At 63.3% G+C, this 18,038-nt stretch carries 15 protein-coding genes; 9 read left to right on the top strand and 6 right to left on the bottom strand.

Annotated features, from left to right (window positions below; translation table 11 throughout):
* Nucleotides 1-55: 55 nt before the first annotated feature.
* Both VGG53_RS23135 and VGG53_RS23130 read right to left on the bottom strand, forming a co-directional pair.
* Nucleotides 56-2,983 (bottom strand): RND family transporter, encoded by a 2,928-nt coding sequence (locus VGG53_RS23135; protein ID WP_331520458.1) that lies wholly within the window; start codon nt 2,981-2,983, stop codon nt 56-58.
* A complete protein-coding gene (locus VGG53_RS23130) occupies nt 2,980-3,336 on the bottom strand; it encodes an MmpS family transport accessory protein (protein ID WP_331520456.1) in 357 nt (118 codons plus the stop codon). The genes VGG53_RS23135 and VGG53_RS23130 overlap by 4 nt, the downstream gene beginning before the upstream one ends.
* 344 nt (nt 3,337-3,680) lie before the next feature.
* Here VGG53_RS23130 and VGG53_RS23125 point away from each other — a divergent pair, with 344 nt between their 5' ends.
* The 3 genes from VGG53_RS23125 to VGG53_RS23115 are packed head-to-tail and all read left to right on the top strand — an operon-like array spanning nt 3,681 to nt 6,772.
* A complete protein-coding gene (locus VGG53_RS23125) occupies nt 3,681-4,517 on the top strand; it encodes a phthiotriol/phenolphthiotriol dimycocerosates methyltransferase (protein ID WP_331520455.1) in 837 nt (278 codons plus the stop codon).
* 51 nt (nt 4,518-4,568) lie between these two features.
* Nucleotides 4,569-5,936 (top strand): cytochrome P450, encoded by a 1,368-nt coding sequence (locus tag VGG53_RS23120; RefSeq protein WP_331520454.1) that lies wholly within the window; start codon nt 4,569-4,571, stop codon nt 5,934-5,936.
* Nucleotides 5,937-5,965: 29 nt separating this feature from the next.
* Entirely contained in the window at nt 5,966-6,772 is an 807-nt protein-coding gene (locus tag VGG53_RS23115) for a phthiotriol/phenolphthiotriol dimycocerosates methyltransferase (protein ID WP_331520453.1), read from the top strand.
* A 7-nt stretch (nt 6,773-6,779) separates the two neighbouring features.
* On the opposite strand, the gene VGG53_RS23110 is transcribed toward VGG53_RS23115, so the two are convergent.
* Nucleotides 6,780-8,273 (bottom strand): NAD(P)/FAD-dependent oxidoreductase, encoded by a 1,494-nt coding sequence (locus VGG53_RS23110; protein WP_331520452.1) that lies wholly within the window; start codon nt 8,271-8,273, stop codon nt 6,780-6,782.
* Between the two features lie 171 nt (nt 8,274-8,444).
* Here VGG53_RS23110 and VGG53_RS23105 point away from each other — a divergent pair, with 171 nt between their 5' ends.
* From VGG53_RS23105 to VGG53_RS23090, 4 genes are all read left to right on the top strand, one after another.
* Nucleotides 8,445-9,989, top strand: a complete 1,545-nt coding sequence (locus tag VGG53_RS23105) for a PE-PPE domain-containing protein (protein WP_331520451.1) — start codon at nt 8,445-8,447, stop codon at nt 9,987-9,989.
* A 351-nt stretch (nt 9,990-10,340) separates the two neighbouring features.
* Nucleotides 10,341-11,330, top strand: a complete 990-nt coding sequence (locus VGG53_RS23100; protein WP_331520465.1) for a diiron oxygenase — start codon at nt 10,341-10,343, stop codon at nt 11,328-11,330.
* Between the two features lie 152 nt (nt 11,331-11,482).
* The gene (locus tag VGG53_RS23095; RefSeq protein ID WP_331520450.1) at nt 11,483-12,313 is read left to right on the top strand and encodes a phthiotriol/phenolphthiotriol dimycocerosates methyltransferase; all 831 of its coding nucleotides are present in this window, start codon (nt 11,483-11,485) and stop codon (nt 12,311-12,313) included.
* Between the two features lie 33 nt (nt 12,314-12,346).
* Nucleotides 12,347-13,663, top strand: a complete 1,317-nt coding sequence (locus VGG53_RS23090; RefSeq protein WP_331520449.1) for a cytochrome P450 — start codon at nt 12,347-12,349, stop codon at nt 13,661-13,663.
* A gap of 10 nt (nt 13,664-13,673) precedes the next feature.
* Here the strand turns inward: VGG53_RS23090 and VGG53_RS23085 are convergent, their stop codons facing one another.
* Nucleotides 13,674-14,459: an alpha/beta hydrolase gene (locus VGG53_RS23085; protein ID WP_331520448.1), complete on the bottom strand. Its 786-nt coding sequence runs from the start codon at nt 14,457-14,459 to the stop codon at nt 13,674-13,676.
* An 80-nt stretch (nt 14,460-14,539) separates the two neighbouring features.
* On the bottom strand, nt 14,540-15,346 hold the full coding sequence (locus VGG53_RS23080; protein ID WP_331520447.1) for an SDR family oxidoreductase: 807 nt from the start codon (nt 15,344-15,346) through the stop codon (nt 14,540-14,542).
* A gap of 184 nt (nt 15,347-15,530) precedes the next feature.
* On the opposite strand from VGG53_RS23080, the gene VGG53_RS23075 reads away from it, so the two are divergent.
* Complete coding sequence (locus tag VGG53_RS23075) at nt 15,531-16,727, top strand: PE-PPE domain-containing protein (RefSeq protein ID WP_331520446.1); 1,197 nt, start codon at nt 15,531-15,533, stop codon at nt 16,725-16,727.
* Nucleotides 16,728-16,744: 17 nt separating this feature from the next.
* Nucleotides 16,745-17,575, top strand: a complete 831-nt coding sequence (locus VGG53_RS23070) for an SDR family NAD(P)-dependent oxidoreductase (protein ID WP_331520445.1) — start codon at nt 16,745-16,747, stop codon at nt 17,573-17,575.
* Between the two features lie 94 nt (nt 17,576-17,669).
* Here VGG53_RS23070 and VGG53_RS23065 read toward each other — a convergent pair.
* Nucleotides 17,670-18,038: hypothetical protein (locus VGG53_RS23065; protein ID WP_331520444.1), on the bottom strand; the 369-nt coding region annotated here is incomplete at its 5' end.

Raw genomic sequence — 18,038 nt, 5'->3', positions numbered from 1 at the left:
CCGACACGTTTCCCGAGTAGCGCCGTCGCTACCGACACTTTCGCGTCACACCAATTCATCGGTGATACGCGTGCGCTGAACCGTTGCCGGCTGTCGCCAGCGGCCCGGTGGCGTCGGCGTCCTCGGGCTCCTCGTGGGCCGGCGCAGGAGTGGCAGGCCGGACCCGCGGCGGACGCGACGCAACGTTGATCGGCCACCAGAACCACCGGCCCAGCAGCGCGGCGATGGACGGCATCAGGAACGACCGCACCACCAGCGTGTCGAAGAGCAGGCCCAGACCGATGGTGGTGCCTACCTGACCGACAGCGCGGTTGTCGCTGACCATCATCGAGGCCATGGTGAAGGCGAACACCAGGCCCGCGGCCGTCACCACCCTGCCGGTGCCACCCATCGCGCGGATGATGCCGGTCTTGAGCCCGGCGCCGATCTCCTCCTTGAAACGCGCGACCAGCAACAAGTTGTAGTCGGAGCCCACGGCCAACAGGATGATGACGGACATCACCATCACCAGCCAATGCAACTTGACTCCGATGAAGTACTGCCAAAGCAGCACGGACATCCCGAACGAGGCGCCCAACGACAGCGCGACCGTGCCCACGATCACCAGCGCGGCCACCAGGCTCCGCGTGATCAGCAGCATGATGATGAAAATCATGCACAGCGAGGAGATCCCGGCGATCATGAAGTCGTAGTTCGACGCTTCCCGCAAATCCTTGAACGTCGCCGCGGTGCCGGAGATGTAGACCTTGGAATCCTCCAGCGCGGTTCCCTTGAGGGACTCGTATGCCGCCGTCCTGATCACGTCAATTCGCGACATGCCTTCGCCCGTCGCCGGATCACCCTTGTGCGAGATGATGAAGCGCGCTGCCTTGCCGTCCGGAGACAGGAACAGCTTCTCGACCCGCTGGAAGTCCGGGTTGGAGAACACCTCGCGCGGCAGGTAAAAGGAGTCATCGGTTTTCGCGGCGTCGAAGTCCTTGCCCATCGCCGTCGCGTCTTCGCTGAGTTCGTTGGCCTGCTCGAACATCCCCGACATCGTGCTGTGCATGGTCAGCACCATGGTCCGCAGGCTTCGCATGGTCTCGATCTGCGGAGGCAGCAGCGCGACGAGTTGCGGCACCACGGTGTCGACGCTGTTCACGTCTTTGCTGAGCTCCCCTAGCTTTTCGCTCAGCTTGTCCACGCCGTCGGTGGCGTTGTACGCCGACCGGATTCCCCAGCAGATGGGAATGTTGTAGCAGTGCGGGTCCGCATAGAAGTAGCTGCGCAGCGGCCGGAACGTGTCGTCGAAGGTGGCGATGTCGTCCCGCACCTGGTCGGTGATGGCCTTCGTATCTCTGGTGACGCCGGCGACGTGATGAGTGGTGCCGACCATCTGATTCATCAGGCCGTTCACCCGTTCCAGCGAGTTGATCGTCCCGCCGAGCTGGTTGGCCAGCTTGGTCATGTCATCCAGTCGGCCCTTCGCGACCTGCAAGTTCTGTAGCTGCCCGGCATTCTGCATGCTCAGCAGGAACGGTATCGACGTGTGCTCGAGCGGTGTGCCCTGCGGCCGCGTAATGCTTTGCACCCGAGCGATTCCCTCGACGCGGAAAATGCTCTTGGCCAGTTTGTCCAAGATCAGGAAGTCCGCGGAATTGCGCATGTCGTGGTCGGACTCGATCATCAAAATTTCCGGCATCATCCGCGCCTGCGAGAAATGCCGCTCGGCGGCGGCCATTCCGACGTTGCCGGGGGTGTCCTTCGGTATGTAGTCGCGGTCGATGTAGCTCACTTTGTAACTCGGGAGCGTGATCAGCCCGACCATGGTGACTGCGGCCGTCGCGGCGAAAATCGGTGCCGGCCAACGCACTACAGCGGTACCCACTCGCCGCCAGCCGCGGACACTGTGTTGGCGCTTGGGTTCGAGCAGACCGAATCGGCTGCCGACCGCGATGACCGCCGGGATCAGGGTCAGCGCGACGGCGACCGCGACCAGCATGCCCACTGCGCAGGGTGCGCCCAGGGTCTGGAAGACCGGCAACCGGGCAAAGCTCAGGCAATACGTCGCGCCCGCGATCGTCAGGCCGGACGCCAGAACCACATGGGCGACACCGCGATAGGCGGTGAAGTAGGCGGCCGTCCGATCCTCGCCGGCGTGACGTGCCTCGTGATAGCGCCCGATGAAAAAGATCCCGTAATCGGTGCCGGCCGCGATCGCCAGCGAGACCAGCATATTGGTGGCAAATGTCGAAAGTCTGATGACATCGTGCAGAGCAAGGAAAGCGACAATGCCTCGGGCGGCGGCTAATTCGATGCCGACCATGGCCAACAGCAAGATTACCGTGATGAAAGATCGATAGACGAAGAGCAGCATCACAAAGATCACGATGACCGTGGTCACCATGATCTTCACGATCGTTTTGTCGCCGCTGGTATTACCATCGGCCGCGACCACGGCCGGACCGGTGACATAGGCGTGCACGCCCTTCGGCGCCGGCGTGCTGTCCACGATTTTCCGAACCGCGGCGACGGAGTTATTCGACCGCGTTTCGCCTTGGTTACCAACAAGATTCAGCTGAACGTAGGCGGCCTTCCCGTCCCGACTTTGCGCACCCGCCGACGTCAGCGGGTCCCCCCAGAAGTCCTGGATGTGCTGCACATGCTTCGGGTCGGACTTCAGTTGACCGATGACCGCCTCGTAGTACCGGTGAGCGTCGTCGCCGAGAGGTGTGTCGCTCTCCAGGACGATCATCGCCATCGCGTCGGAATCCGACTCTTTGAACACCTTTCCGATGCGCGCCATCGCCCTGACCGACGGCGCGTCTTTGGTGCCCAGTGATACGGCGTGTTCCCTGGCGACCTGCTCGAGAGAGGGAACTGCAACACTCACCAGCACCGTGATCGCCAACCAGCCAAGGATGATGGGCACCGACAACCGGTGGACCGTTCGCGCTACGAGTGTGCCCGGGAGGCGTTCGTGACGAGCCTGGTGACTGCTCATGCGCCCCTGGCCAGGCAGTGCGTGTAGGCATTCACTTCGTTCGAGATCCTCTCGGCTTTGACCTGACCGTCTACCACGATCCGGCAGCCAATACTGTTGGTGTCGCCCTGCGCCACAACGTTGCCCACGACGGCCGGAACGCGTCGACTCGCTGCGGATCTCCAGTTCACATCAAAATAGCTGATGTCTGCCACGGTGCCTACCGGACCGAAAACCTCGTAGACCACGGACCTCGGGTGGAACTGTCGGGTGTCGGTCAGCTTGGAGTTCGGATAGGCATGCGTCTCCGAACCGAAGCCGGCACGTACCCGTGGCGGTATCCAGGCCCGCTTGAGCACCCCAGCGAACGTCATCCCCTTGCCCTGTCCCGAACGCCTGTGGCTCCTCGATACAAAAGCGACCAGTGGGACGAGTAAACCACGCTGTCGCCAGACCGCGTCAGGGGTTTTTGCCATGCATTATCTAAGAATTCGCCTACCCACCCCAAGGTCATCTACCTGCAGTTATACCGTCAGGATCGGCGCTCTTCCGGCAACCGGTTTAGCCGCCAATGAGGACTGGAATTGCTGCTTTATTTGATGGGCCCAGCAATGGCACCGGCAAACAAAAGGGCGGTTATCGGCCTTTCGCGAACGTCACTGGTCGCCCAGGCCAGCCGCGTTACACCGCGAGTCCACGCACATGTCATACTGCCGCGATGGCCACCGCGAACCGCCTGACCCGCAGCCCACTGGTTCATCGACTGGTGATAAACCCCTTCGTCTTTCGGTTGATATTCACCTCATTCGCCACCACGCGGTTCGCCTCTCAAACGCGTCTACTCGGCGGCGACGACTGGTTGTTCTTCAACTACGGATACGAAGAAGATCCACCGATGGGTATTCCGCTCGACGACGCGGACGAACCGCATCGGTTCTTCATCCAGCTCTATCACCGCACGGCGACCCAGGTGGACCTGACCGGAAAGCGCGTGCTGGAGTGCAGTTGCGGCCACGGCGGCGGGGCCTCATATCTGGTGCGCACTCAGCACCCGGAGTCCTATACCGGGCTGGACCTGAACCCGGCCGGCATCGAGTTCGCCAAACACAGGCACCACCTGCCCGGCCTGGATTTCGTGGAGGGCAACGCCCAGGCGCTGCCCTTCGCCGACGAATCCTTCGACGCGTTGGTCAATGTCGAGGCCTCGCATCTCTACCCTGACGTCCCGCAATTCCTGGCTGAGGTGAGGCGGGTGCTGCGACCGGGCGGTCACTTCCTCTACACCGATTTCCGTCCACGTCAGGAAGTCGCCGAGTGGGAGGCGGCGCTGGCCAACTCCGGCTTGCGTCAGCTTTCCATGACGGTCATCGACCAGAATGTACTGCGCGGCAACGAGAAGAACGCTCCGCGTAAACACGAGCGCATCAGCCGGCACGGGTCGGCGATCCCGCGCACCTTCGCCCGCTATGCCAGCGACATGACCGACTGGGCATTCAACGGCGCGCTGCGCGGCGGGGAGTACACCTATCGCGTGTACTTGTTCACCAAGGATTAAAAGCGCGTCGATACGCTGAAAAGTGCTGGCAGAGAAGTAGAAGGGGGCGACATGGCAACGGCGACGACTGACCCGGTGCGGATGCCGCCCGCGTTGCGGTTGCCGAAGCTCGTGCAAAGCGTGCTGTTCTTGACCTCGCTGCAGTATTCAGTCGCGCCCCGACTGAGCCGGCATTACGGCGGCCCGTTCACCATCAACCTGCCGATCTTCGGCAAGACGATCGTCATTCACAATCGCGACCTCGTCAAAGAGGTCTACAGCGCCAGCTTTGATCTGATCGAACGGCCGACCAAGGTTCTCGGCCAGGCGTTCGGGCCGGGCTCGACATTCAGCCTGCTGGGCAAGGAACACCTCGAGCGCCGCAAACTGGTGTTGCCCAACTTCCATGGGAAGCGGGTGAAGAACTACGAGTGCATCGTCGAAGACGAGGTGCTGCGCGAAACCGCGAACTGGCCGGAGGGCCAGGAGTTCGAGACGCTTCCGACGATGACCCGGCTGACGCTCAACGCGATCATGCGCGCCACGTTCGGTGAGCGGGCCGACGCGCTGGACGAACTTCGCATCGTGATACCGCCGTTGATCACCTTGGGCTCGCTGATGCAGCGGATGCCGCCGATCGTGCGGCGCGAATACGGGAGCTGGAGTCCGGGCAGCAAGCTGGCGGGCTATCGCGGACGTTTCGACGCGGTGATCGATGCGCTCATCGCCGAGGCCCGCGCCGAGTCGTCGTTGGATGGCCGCACCGACATGCTCGCGCTGCTGCTGCAGGCCCGCTACGAGGACGGGACGCCGATCTCGGATCGGCATATCGCCGATGAACTTCTGACGTTGGTGGCGGCCGGGCATGAAACGACTGCCTCGCAGTTGGCATGGGCCGTCGAGCGACTGCGCCGCCACCCGCAGCTGATGACGCGGCTTGCCGAGGAAGTCGACGCCGGCGGGTCCGATCTGCGGCAGGCGACGATCTACGAAGTGCAGCGCGTCCGGTCGACGATCGCGGCCTCGCTGCGCACCACGAAAACCAGGGTCCGTCTGGGCGAGTGGGTTCTTCCCGAAGACACCGGCGTGATGATCGATTTCCAACTCGCTCACGAGTCAGACGTCAACTACACCGACCCCGAGGCGTTCAATCCGGACCGGTTCATCGGCACCACCCCGCCGTCATTCCGGTGGGTTCCGTTCGGCGGCGGCGTAAATCGTTGCGTCGGAGCGTCATTCGCCAACATGGAAATGGACATCACCCTGCGCACGCTGCTGCGCGAATTCCGCTTCGCGCCAACCGACGCACCCGACGAGGGCCGCAATTTCCGCGGCGTGGCAATCGCACCCGCCCGCGGTGCGCGGGCAGTGGTCTACCGGCGTACCGACGCAGCGTCGAGTGATCGCGACTCGGTATCCGCCGCCGACCACGGCAGCTGAGCCGAACGCACGCCTGGCATACTCCTGGCATGCCCACGACTACGGAACGCGTCAACGACATCGGCTACCGGGCCTATAAAGCGTTCATCAACAAGATCTGGTACCCGTTCCTGACGCGTCGGCTCGACACCCAAGACGTCACGTTCCTCAACTACGGCTACGAAGACGACCCGCCGCTGAACCTGTCCCTCGACGAGAACGACGTGCCCAACCGGTACTCGATCAATCTCTACCACCAGGTGGCCAGCCAGGTCGACCTCACAGGCAAGAAGGTGCTGGAGGCCAGTTGCGGTCACGGCGGTGGCGCGTCGTACATCATGCGCACCCTGAAGCCCGCCGAATACACCGGCCTGGACTACAACCCGGACGGCGTCGCGTACTGCAGTGCGCATCACCAGCTACCCGCACTGACTTTCGTGCACGGCAACGCCGAAGACCTGCCGTTCCCGGATAATTCGTTCGACGCGGTCGTGAACGTCGAAGCCTCACACGCCTATCCGACGCTGTCCAAGTTCCTGTCGGAGGTGGCACGCGTCCTCAAGCCGGGCGGTAACTTCCTCTACGCAGACTTCCGTGGCCGCCCCGAATTCCCGGTCTGGGAGGGCGCTCTCGACGAGATGCCGTTGCGTGAGGTTTCCAAGCACGTCATCAACGACAGCGTGATCCGCTCACTGGACAACAGTGCAGAGCACAAGTTGGACCTGATCAGCCACCGCCTGCCGAAGTTCCTCCGGCCGTTCAGCCGCCACTTCGCCGGCGTGCCAGGTACCGGGATCTACAACGTGATTCAGAGCGGTGGCGCCGAGTACCGGATCTACCGGTTCACCAAAGACTGACCGGGGGTCAGGCTATCGCGTAGTCCGACATCGGGAATCGGTCCTGCTCCTTGACGGCGCTGCGCACCGACGTCGGCCGGAACAGCGGTGCCTCACCTTTGCCGGTGTAGTCCCTGAACCAATACGACCGCGACGTGACACAGCTGCCGAGTTCGAACGCGGAGTCTTCCATCAGCTTGGTCATCCGATCGAGGAACCGGGCGTTGGCCTCTTCGGTGACCTCGAAGGTGCGAGCACCGCGCCGCTGGAGTTCGCCGAACAGCCGCTCCATGTGCTTCATCTGGTATTCCACCGTGTTGAACCACGACAGACCGACCCACGCGTACGGGCTCGCCATCGACAAGAAATTCGGGAAGCTCGGCATCGAAATGCCTTCGTAGGCCTGGAATCGTGTTTCCCGCCACCACTTTCCGAGATTTCGTCCGTCGCGTCCGATCACCTCGATGGCGGGCAGGTTGGCCTCCCAGACGTCGAATCCGGTTGCCAGAACCAAGGTGTCGATCAACCGCTTGGTGCCGTCGTTGGCGACGATGCCGTCGGGCTCGATCCGATCGATCCCGTTGGTCTCCAGATGCACATGGGATTTGGTGAACGCCCGGTAGAAGTCGTTGGAGATGGTGGGCCGCTTGCAGCCGAAGTCGAAGTCGGGATCCAGTTTTCGCGACAGCTCCCGGTCGCGCACAAGCAGCAGCCGGTACAACCTGGAGAACTGCGATATACCTTTGTTGAAGACCTTGAAGTACCGGTACTTCCACATCGTGATGACCATGGACCATTCCAGGATGGCGTCGGTGTACCAGCGCAGCATGCGCTGGGTTGCCGGGAACCGGGCGAAAAGCCGTTGCAGCGCAGGGAAGAACTTGACGTCGAACTTCGGCAGCACCCAGATCGGGGTGCGCTGATAGACGGTCAGCTCGGCGACTTCCTTGGCCAACTCCGGAACGACTTGCACACCGGTGGAGCCGGTTCCGATGACCGCGGCCCGGCGGCCGGCGAGCGAAAAGTCGTCATCCCAGGCGGCGGTGTGGAGGACGCGCCCGCCGAACGTCTCGATGCCGGCGATGTCCGGCATTTTCGGCTGGCACAGGAACCCGGTCGCGGCGATCAGGAACTGCGTACTCAGCGTCTCGCCGCCGGCCAGCGCAACGCGCCACAGCCGGGCGTCCTCGTCCCACCGCGCACCTTCGACGGTCGTGTTGAACCGCATGAAGCGCCGGACGTTGTATTTCTCGGCCACGTGGACGGCGTAGTGCTTGAGTTCGGAGCCGGGAGCATACATCCGGGACCAGTACGGGTTCGGCTCGAACCGGTAGGAGAACGTCGGTGACGGCTGATCGACGGACAGGCCGGGATAGTGGTTGACGTGCCAGGTTCCACCCAGATCGTCTTCGCGGTCGAGAATCACGATGTTCTCGTAGCCAAGGCTGCTCAGCTGGATCGCGGCGCCGATTCCGCCGAAACCCGCTCCGACGATGATCACATCGAACTGCTGCTCGCCCATAAGAACTAAACGGTACCTTCTGCTGCACCAACGGTGAAACGACACCGATGGTGATTTATGCGGCGCACGCTGGCATTCGGCGCCGGAAGTCGGCCAATTATATCAATGTCCAACAACGCTGGGATGCTTCGAGTACGGTCCCGAGTCAGCTCGATACTTCGAAGGATTCACATGCGTTGCCCCCGCCGCCGTTGCTCCGTCAGCGCCGGAGTCGCGGTCACAGCAGCCGGCCTCATCGCGGTCCCCACCCTGACGCCACCGGGACCCGTGGTGCAGTCGCGCGAGGTGCAGCTCGTCAACGGCGACTCAGCAGATTCGCTCCTCGGTGACGGCCCGGCGCTGGTCATCGGTGGCAGCGGTATCCCGATACCGCCGGACAGATATGTGGACGCCGCGAACACGTTGTATCTGGCGCCGCGCGGGTTCACCGGCACGCCGCAAGCGCTGGACACGCCGGCGGGCTTCTACCCCACCACCGGCGTCAACAGCTTGACCGCCGACGCTTCGGAAGCCCAGGGATCGAAGATTTTGGACGCTGCGATCCTGGGTCAGATCGCGGACGGACACGTGGACGCCGAAAACCCCGTCGTGGTTTTCGGGTACTCGCAGAGCTCCGCCTTCTCGTCGATGACGATGCAGCAGCTCGCCGACCAAGGCGTCCCCAGCGACGACGTCCACTTCGTGTTGGTCGGCGACACCGCGGCTCCCGACGGAGGCCTGCTGGAGCGCTTCGACCTTCCCGGCGGCTTTTCGGTTCCGAGCTTCGGCATCACCTTCGGCGACCCGACTCCGGCCGATCTCTACCCGACCGACATCTACACGCTCGAGTACGACGGCTTCGCGGATTTTCCGCAGTACCCGCTCAATCCGATCGCCGACCTCAACGCGTTCGCGGGGATGATCTACGAGCACCTCACCTACCTCGGGCTGGACGCCGGTCAGATTCAAAACGCCGTGCCCCTGGAGACGGTGGGCGACACCCTCACCAACTACTACATGATTCCCGTCGACGATCTACCGCTGCTGGATCCGCTCCGGCTGATACCTGTCCTGGGCAACCCGCTGGCCGATCTGCTGCAACCCGACATGAAGGTGTTGGTCGATCTGGGGTACGGCAGCATCACCGACGGTTGGAGCCAAGGCCCGGCGAATGTGCCGACTCCATTCGAGCTGTTCCCGACCGATATCAACTGGCACGACGTGGTCACCGCCCTGCTCAACGGCGTGCCGCAAGGCATCCAGGCCGCGGTCGCCGATCTGGAGAATCCGGACAACTACCAAATTCCGTCGCTGCTCGACAATCCGACGTTGGCCGCACTGGTGGACGCCGCATACACCTCGGGGCTCATCGACACCCTGCAACCGACGTCGTTGGAGCTCACCCAGGCCCTGCTGGGCGGCAGTTTCCCGCTGTCCGACGCGACCCTGCTGTCACCGCCGATCGACATCATCAATGACCTGACCAGCACACTGTCCGCCGATTATGCGGCGCTGCTGCCGATTGCCGACACCGTCAACGCGTTGACGACCTCACTGCCGGCGTTCGACCTCAGCATCTTCGTGGACCAGCTCGCGGCCGGCAATCTGATCGGCGCGCTCGGCGACCCGATCGCGGCCGACGTCGCCCTGATCCCGTTCGCGCTCTTCTTGGGTTTGGGTCCAATCGCCGACGCCGTCGAGGGCACCCTGCTGAATATCGCCGACCTGATCCCGTAGCCTAAGAACCGAACTGTCGACCCGCGGGCAACGCTTGTGTACTGTCTACTCGGAATCGGCTGTTCAAGGGGCACAACCAACGCTGATCTCGAGTCCGCCCGGGCATAGAGATAGTCACGAGAATGAGGCCGTTCTGTTCCAGGTCTTACACCCTGACCCGGTAAGCTCCGGACCCAACTGTGCCCGTCAGGTGCATGTACCAAGACGCCGCATGCTGAGCAGAGCCAGAGGGGAGGCCCCGGTTTGCTAGCCATACTGGGCCATATCTGCTTCTGGCTTGGCGCCCTCGTTCTGGTGACTGTGCTGCCCTGGCTTGCCGTGAAGCGCTTCATCACGCGCTGGAAGCGCAATATGGATGTCAGCAGCGACGCTGACTACGTTGAGACCCTCACGACCCTCTCCCAGGCCTCGGCGCGTCACTTCAATCCGTACACCGACGTCGACTGGGAAGCGCCGGTGTTCTCGGTTACCCAAAACGACCCGCGCTGGACGCTGTCGACGGTGGACCCGCTGGGCAGCCACGCCTGGTATCAGGCGCAGCCACTGGACAAGCGCATTGCGATCGGCATGTGGCGCCAGGCCAACATGGCGAAAGTCGGTACGCAGTTCGAGGGCATTCTGGTCCGCGGTCTGCTGCACTACGCGTTCTGGGTGCCCAACGGCTCACCGGAGTACCGCTACTGCGTGCACGAGTCCATCGAAGAGTGCAGCCACAGCCTGATGTTCCAAGAGGTCGTCAACCGCATCGGCGTCGACGTCCCGGGGATGCCGCGCTGGCTGCGCATCTTGTCGGTGGTTGTCCCGTTCTATGCGGGTCCGCTGCCGAACGCCTTTTTCTTCGGGGTGTTGGCCGGCGAAGTGCCCTTCGATTACCTGCAGACAAACCTGCTGCGGGAGCCCGAGCCTCGGTCCGTACATCCGATCATGGAGGACCTGATCCGGATCCACGTCGCCGAAGAGGCCCGGCACATCTCATTTGCGCACGAATACCTGCACAAGCGTGTCCCGGATCTCGCGTGGTACACCCGATTCTGCCTGTCGCTGTACGTGCCGTTCGTCATGCGGATGCTGGGTCAGGCGATGGTGGTTCCGCCGCGCCGCTTCTTCAGGCAGTTCGACATCCCGCGGTCGGTGCGCAGGGAGCTGTACGCCGGTGCTGCCGACTCGCGTCGGACATTGCGTGACATGTTCGGCGATATCCGAATGCTGTGCGACGACCTGGGGCTGATGAACCCCTTCGCGGTGTTGATGTGGCGCATCTGCAAAATCAACGGGCCGGTGTCGCGGTATCGCAGTGAGCCGCGGCGCGGACACACACCGAGCCAGGTAACCGCAGCCTAAACCTCAGCCGCACAACACATCCGGTGATCACGCGATCACCTTTCGTTGGCGCGGCGCAAAATTCGAGAATCGAAGAACGGCGTCACCGCCTGGCTTCGTCCGAAATCCGCCATGCACAACAAGCACACACGACCCTGTGCGATACTTCCTGCATGGTTCGTAGCCCTTCATTGGACAACGTCGGCGCAAGTCTCGTCTACCGCATCGGGTCTACGGCGACGTACAAGAAGATCTTCCGGTACTGGTACCCCATGATGACCAAGCGCCTGGGTCAGGGCGACGACGTCCAGTTCCTGAACTGGGGCTACGAGGAGGACCCGCCACTCGCTCTTCCGCTGGACGCGGCCGACGAGCCCAACCGGTACAGCATTCAGCTCTATCACCAGACCGCGACTCAAGCCGACATCAGCGGCAAGAAGGTGCTCGAGTGCAGTTCTGGCCACGGTGGCGGCGCGTCATACCTGACCCGCACCCTCAAGCCGGCCTCCTACACCGGGCTCGACTTCAACGCGGCCGGTGTCGAATTCTGCAAGGAGCGGCACAAGCTGCCGGGCCTGGACTTCGTGCACGGCGACGCCGAGAACCTGCCGTTCCCGGACGAATCCTTCGACGCGGTGATCAATGTCGAGGCCTCGCATATCTACCCGCACTTCGACCGCTTCCTCAGCGAGGTCAAGCGGGTACTTCGGCCGGGCGGGCACTTCCTCTACGTCGACTTCCGCAACCGCGACGGCTTCGGAGCATGGGAGTCAGACCTGGCGAACTCGGGCATGCGGCAGGTCTCGACGCGGGTCATCAACGAAGAGGTTCTGCGCGGCCTGAAGAAGAACTCGCCGCGCTCCAACGAACTCATCAACAATCGTCTGCCCGCCTTCTTGCGCAAATTCGGCCGTGAATTCGCCGTGGTCGACGGTTCCTGGTTCTACAACGACCTGGAACGTGGCGAAATCGACTACCGCGCTTACCATCTCACGAAGGACTGAAATTCGTATCGGTCGCATTCGGGCGCTCGGCACATGACGTTGACTCGCAGGCTGCGATTCCGCGCCAGCCTGATGAAGGTCGGCGTCGACGGCGCGCTCGGGGTGGCCCGGGACAAAGCCACCTCATACGGCTACTCCTTGTCCGGCCGTAAACCCGCGTCCACCACCGACTTCGACCCGTTCTCGGCGCAGGTCATGCGCGATCCGTACCCGGGTTATCGGTCGTTGCTCTCAGGCGATGAGGTGCCCAGCGTCTGGTACAACCGCAAGCGCGGCATCTGGATCATCGCCGGCTATGACGATGTGCGAAAGGCCTTGCGCGACAACGAGGCATTGTCGTCGGCGCAGAGCCAAAGCCGATTTCGCGTCTATCTGCCGTCGATGAACGCCGCCGACCCGCCGGAGCACACTCGGCTGCGCAAATTCGTCTCCCGCGCTTTCACCGCACGGGCGATGACGGCCTGGCAGACCAACATCAACGAGGTCGCCGACGAACTCGTCGACACCGTGATCGCCCAAGGCCACACCGAGGCGGTCACCGGGCTCGCCAAACCGCTGCCGACCCGGCTGATCGCCAGGATGCTGGCCATCCCGCCGGATGATCAGCCTCAGTTCGTGGCATGGTCGGATGACATGGTCGCGGGCGCGTTCGCGCCGCTGACCCCGCACGGCATACGGCTGTCTGCGCGCTCGGGCAGCGCGACCGCGGCGATGCGCCGCAGCCTCGACCCGCTCATCGCGCGGCGGCGTCTCAACCCCGGTGACGACCTGATCTCGATGATGACCCCGGCCGACGCCGATGACGTGCTCACCGACGACGAGATTTTCTGGAGCGCCGCTATGTTGATCGGCGCCGGCAGCGAGACGACGACGAACATGTTGTCGGGGTTGTTGTTGACGCTGGCTCAGCGGCCCGACCTGTACGCCCGGCTGCGCGCGCACCCGGAACTGATTCCCGCCGCGGTCGAAGAGCAGTTGCGGATGGGCTCCCCGGTACAAGGGTTCTATCGCACCGCAACCTGCGATTACCCGGTCGGATCCAGCACGATTCCGGCCGGCGCGCGGGTGCTGCTGCTGTTCGCCGCGGCGAACCGCGACCCGCGCCACTACGACGATCCAGACACCTTCGACCTCGACCGCAATCCGACTGATCATCTCGCCTTCGGCGGTGGCGTCCATTACTGCCTGGGCGTGCCGTTGACCCGGCTCGAGGGCGCCCGGGTGTTCTCCCAGTTGCTGCCCAGGGTCTCCGAGATTCGCCTCGCCGGGCAGTATCGCTATCTCGACAACCCGACGATGCGCGGGCTAGAGCATCTCCCGCTGGAGTTGATTCCCGCCCGGGGCGGGTGAGCCCCGCGGCTCAGAGCCCCCGCCTGCCGAGCCAGGTGTCGATGCATGCTGCGACGGCAGCCCACCCTGGTTCGAGCATCATGTTGTGTCCCATGCGGGGAAAGAATTCCGCTTCGGTGCCATAGGCGCGGGCGGTGGCGACGACTTCTTTTCTGGTGTGCGCGCCGTCCTCGTCGGCCCCGAGCACCAGCATCGGAGCCCGCACGCGTTTGGGTCGGGGCAGCCGCAACAGTAGGCAGTCGATGCCGATGCGCGAACTGTCCTCTTGCAGCCGGGCCGCGTACTTGCGGACGTCGGCTTCTGGTGTGTGCGAGGAGAAGAACCGCTCCCGGGCCAGTTGTGGGGGGGTGATGTACGGCAATGCTTTGCCGGTGATCGTCATCCGGGCGAAATCCGACGGACGTTGCCTGATCCAGCGCAGCGCATTTCCGAGGTTTCCCTGCGGCGGAATGGACGTCATCAACACGCCGGCCGGGGCGTCGTAGCGCTCCAGATACTTCTGCACGATGAGACCGCCCATGGAGTGACCGATGATCACCGGCGGGCTCGGCAGCTGATCGGCAACCGAGTGAACGTCTTCGACGTAGTCGGCGACCGAGCAGGCGCGCAGCGGCTTGTCACTCGGGCTCTCGCCGTGACCGCGGAAGCTCAATGCCACAGCCCGGTAACCCTTGTCGGCAAAGAAGCTGAGGAAGTTTTCGTCCCAGCACCATGCCGCATGCCAGGCACCGTGGACAAAGAGCAGCGGCACCGGATGCGCCTCGCTGACACTGCCCTTTTCGATGACCTCAAGCACCGCGTTAGCCTATCTGTCCACCTCACCGGAACCCTGCCGTGTCCAACATTCCGTACGTCGTTTGTGTCGACGCCCTGCCGCTAACTTTGCCGTGTCAGCCGAGCGCGTCGCGCGAGAAGCGGGATCAGCACGTCATGCGGCGCAACCCGGCAAAATGCCGCCGCAAGTCGATTTGCCCGACCGGGAACTACGTGACTTTTATTGGCGGCTAACCCATCGAGTCCGGCTCGCGCCACCTCGTCGGCGGACTTCCACATGAATCCAGGCAATATGGCGGCGCGCTCCCCGGCGCTGAAACCGGCCGCGTCGTCGAACCCGGTCGCGACCGGACCCGGACACAATGCGCTCGCGACAACACCGGTGCCGCGCAGCTCGTTGCGCAGACTTTCGGTGTAGGACAATACAAATGCCTTCGCGGCGCCGTAAGCCGCTTGCCCCGGAAGAGGGTAGAAACCCGCCAACGACGACACGTTCAGCACGGCGCCGCAGCCACGGTCCACCATGCCCGGCAGAAATCGGCTGCACAGATCCACCACGGCGGCGACATCAACTTCGACGAGGTTAAGTTGTTGTTCAGGAAGCGATTTCGCCACCAGAGCGCGTCCCGCCAAGCCGGCGTTGTTGACCAGGATGTCCGGCGCCAGCCCCAAAGCCGCAACACGGCCGGGTAACGCAGCGCGATCGGTTCGGCTGGACAAGTCGGCGGGCAGAACGTGCGCTTTGGTACTCAAACTTCCGGCGAGCGCGTGCAGGCGGTCGGTACGCCGAGCGACCAACACCAGTTGATAGCCGCGCCGGGCAAGTTCCATTGCTATGGCCTCACCGATGCCCGACGAAGCGCCGGTGATCAGTGCCGCTCGCTCGTCTGCTGGTGCCGGAAGGGCCACGCGCACTGACCTTACCCGGCTTGCCGACCGCAGCAACAGGAAACGACAGACCGGGCTCCCGCCTGGGCCGGCCCGATCGAAATAGCTTCGGAGAGAGTCAGAAGTAGTAGGCTGAGCGCGGTCATTGACATGAATTGGGGGCCGGATGACACCCTGCACGGGTCGTTGGCTGGGTGTCGGCGTTATGGCGAGTGCCTGTGCCGGTTTCCTCGCTGCCGCTTCGACACTCAACGCACCGTCCGCTTTTGCGGACGACACCGCGTTGATCCTGGGCCATGCTTTGCTGCCGACGCCGGATGACTCGTACATGACCCAGGTCATGGACACTTACATCACTCCCTCGTTTCCCGGGTATAACCCCGTCGCGGTGACCACGCCGGAAACCGATTACGGTTCGGGCTTGACCCAGGGTGTCTCTGACCTGGACACTGCGATCAACCAGCAGCTCGACGCGGGCAACCAGGTTGTTGTCTTCGGCTACTCGATGAGCCCCTCGGTCGTTACCCAAGAGATGATCAATCTTGACGCGCTGACCACCGGCCAACCCAGTACGGATGATTTGAGCTTCATACTGGCCGAAGATCTCAACAATCCCGATGGCGGGATTTTTACGCGTTTCCCCGGCCTCGGCGGCGTGACGCTGCCCGCGACCCCGGCAGACACTCCGTATGACACAACTATTTACACCATCGAATACAGCGGGGCCTCCGACTTTCCGCAGTACCCCTCCAACGTCTTTGCGGACCTCAACGCCGAGGATGGGTACCTCGACCTGCATCCCTACCTGCTGCCTGGCTGGCCGGCATATTTCGACCCTTCGGAAGTCGCTAATGCGGTGGCGCAGAACGTATCTCCGGGATACGGCGGCAACACCGACTACTTCCTCATCCCCACCCAGGATCTACCGTTGCTGGACGGGTTCCGCCTCATGCCCGGCGCGCCTTCTGCGTTCGCGGACTTGATCCAACCGGACATGCGGGTGCTGGTCGACTTGGGCTACGACTGGACGGGCAGTGCGGATGTCACCACTGCCGCCGACTGGACATCCCCGACGATCGATTTCACCGCAGTCGACTCCTATCTCTCCGCCGGTGCCGACCAGGGCATGATCGCGGCCTTGGTCGATCTCGGGATCTTGCCGCAATCCGATCTGGCGGGTCTGGCGGATCTCTACCCCTACGTGCCGGATGTCGAGAACCTGATGGACGGTGCCCTCACCAACCCCGATATGGCGGCATTGGACGCGGTGACTTCACTGGCGGCTCTGACGAGTGATCTGTCCGAATCGACGAACCCGCTGGCGGTCGAACTCGGCGCTTATCTGCCCGGCATGGCAGCCCAACTCGCCGAGTACTTCCAAAGTCTCGCCAGCTTCCTCTGACAGCTGACCCAAATCCGTTGAAAGCCACGCTTGTTGCCCTGATCACGGGTGCGACAAGTGGGATCGGCGAAGCGACCGCCTACCGACTGCAGGCCCGCGGCTACACCGTGTTCGCGACCGGCCGCAACCCGGATGCCCTGAACGCCTTACGCTCCAAGGGTTTACAAGCTCGCTCACTCGACGTCACCGACGAGAGCGCCACATCGCTACTCGTCGAGGAGATCCAGTCCGAACACGGCGGGATCGACGTCCTGGTCAACAGCGCCGGTTACCCGCTGCCCCGCCCGCTCGAGCAGGTGGAGTTGAGCGAACTGCGGCGCCTCTTCGAAACGAATGTAGTTGCCACACTTCATCTGTCGCAGGCCGTTTTACCGGGAATGCGCGCGCGGGGTTCCGGCAGGATCATCACGATCGGCAGCACCGGCGGACGGTTCACCAGCCCGGGTGCCGGTGCGTACCACACGGTGAAATACGCCGTCGAAGCTCTCTCGCTGTCGTTGGGTGCCGAGGTGGCGCAATTCGGCGTTCGGGTGGTGTTGATCGACCCCACCGGCGTCCGAACGCCGTTCGTCACATCCCAATTCGACACCGTACACTCCTACCCCGATGACGATCCCTACGGCGAGTTCAAGATTCGCTACGCTAAGACCACCCGCCGATTGGCCACCACGCCCGGGGCGACAGTCGATGCCGACACGGTGGCCCGCGCGGTGGTGCGGGTCGTCAAGGCGCGAAATCCCAAACCCCGCTACATCGTCGGGGCGTCCGGAAAAGCCTCGGTGCTCGCCCGGGCGCTGTTGAGTGACCGGATGTGGGACCGGGTGATGACGACGGGTCTTCGCGGCTAGGTCGGGGCCGTCGGTCGCGAGACAGAAGCAGCGGCTGCGGAATTGGTCGATTGACGACCCTGGCTTCTGTTTCGCGGCCGGCGACGGTCTGAGCTCAGAACATGCTCGGTAGCAAGGTGCCGAGGTCGGCGGCGAACTGCGTGCTGAGATCGGTGAGCATCTGACTGAGCGCATCCGAGCCCGCGGTCGCGCCGAGGCTCGCCAGCAGGCTGGTGAAGTCCGCCGACAATCCGGTGGGATCGACTGCCCCTGCAGCGGTCGCGGCCGCACTGTCGCCCAACAACCCCGCCAGTGCCGACGGATCTCCGGGGAAGGAGAAGTCGGTCGCCAGGGTGGTCAGATCCGTCGAGAGTGTGGGGTCCACCGGAGTCGTGAGGCTGTCCTGGAACAGCGTCAGGAGGTCGGTGCCCACCAGGTTGGGATCGTAGCCGCCGTACGCGCCGATAAGCTCGCCGCTTGAGTT

It is taken from the genome of Mycobacterium sp., from assembly GCF_036490025.1.
Lineage (GTDB): Bacteria > Actinomycetota > Actinomycetes > Mycobacteriales > Mycobacteriaceae > Mycobacterium.
The sequence above is the reverse complement of the archived record's forward strand: the minus strand, read 5'-3'. Positions and strand labels throughout refer to the sequence as shown.

Excerpts from the sequence above, each read along its gene's own strand:
- VGG53_RS23100 (WP_331520465.1), top strand. The coding sequence starts at position 10,341 with ATGGATGTCAGCAGCGACGCTGACTACGTTGAGACCCTCACGACCCTC.
- VGG53_RS23075 (WP_331520446.1), top strand. The coding sequence starts at position 15,531 with ATGGCGAGTGCCTGTGCCGGTTTCCTCGCTGCCGCTTCGACACTCAAC.
- VGG53_RS23115 (WP_331520453.1), top strand. The coding sequence starts at position 5,966 with ATGCCCACGACTACGGAACGCGTCAACGACATCGGCTACCGGGCCTAT.
- VGG53_RS23090 (WP_331520449.1), top strand. The coding sequence starts at position 12,347 with ATGACGTTGACTCGCAGGCTGCGATTCCGCGCCAGCCTGATGAAGGTC.
- VGG53_RS23125 (WP_331520455.1), top strand. The coding sequence starts at position 3,681 with ATGGCCACCGCGAACCGCCTGACCCGCAGCCCACTGGTTCATCGACTG.
- VGG53_RS23120 (WP_331520454.1), top strand. The coding sequence starts at position 4,569 with ATGGCAACGGCGACGACTGACCCGGTGCGGATGCCGCCCGCGTTGCGG.
- VGG53_RS23130 (WP_331520456.1), bottom strand. The coding sequence starts at position 3,336 with ATGACGTTCGCTGGGGTGCTCAAGCGGGCCTGGATACCGCCACGGGTA.
- VGG53_RS23105 (WP_331520451.1), top strand. The coding sequence starts at position 8,445 with ATGCGTTGCCCCCGCCGCCGTTGCTCCGTCAGCGCCGGAGTCGCGGTC.
- VGG53_RS23095 (WP_331520450.1), top strand. The coding sequence starts at position 11,483 with ATGGTTCGTAGCCCTTCATTGGACAACGTCGGCGCAAGTCTCGTCTAC.
- VGG53_RS23135 (WP_331520458.1), bottom strand. The coding sequence starts at position 2,983 with ATGAGCAGTCACCAGGCTCGTCACGAACGCCTCCCGGGCACACTCGTA.
- VGG53_RS23110 (WP_331520452.1), bottom strand. The coding sequence starts at position 8,273 with ATGGGCGAGCAGCAGTTCGATGTGATCATCGTCGGAGCGGGTTTCGGC.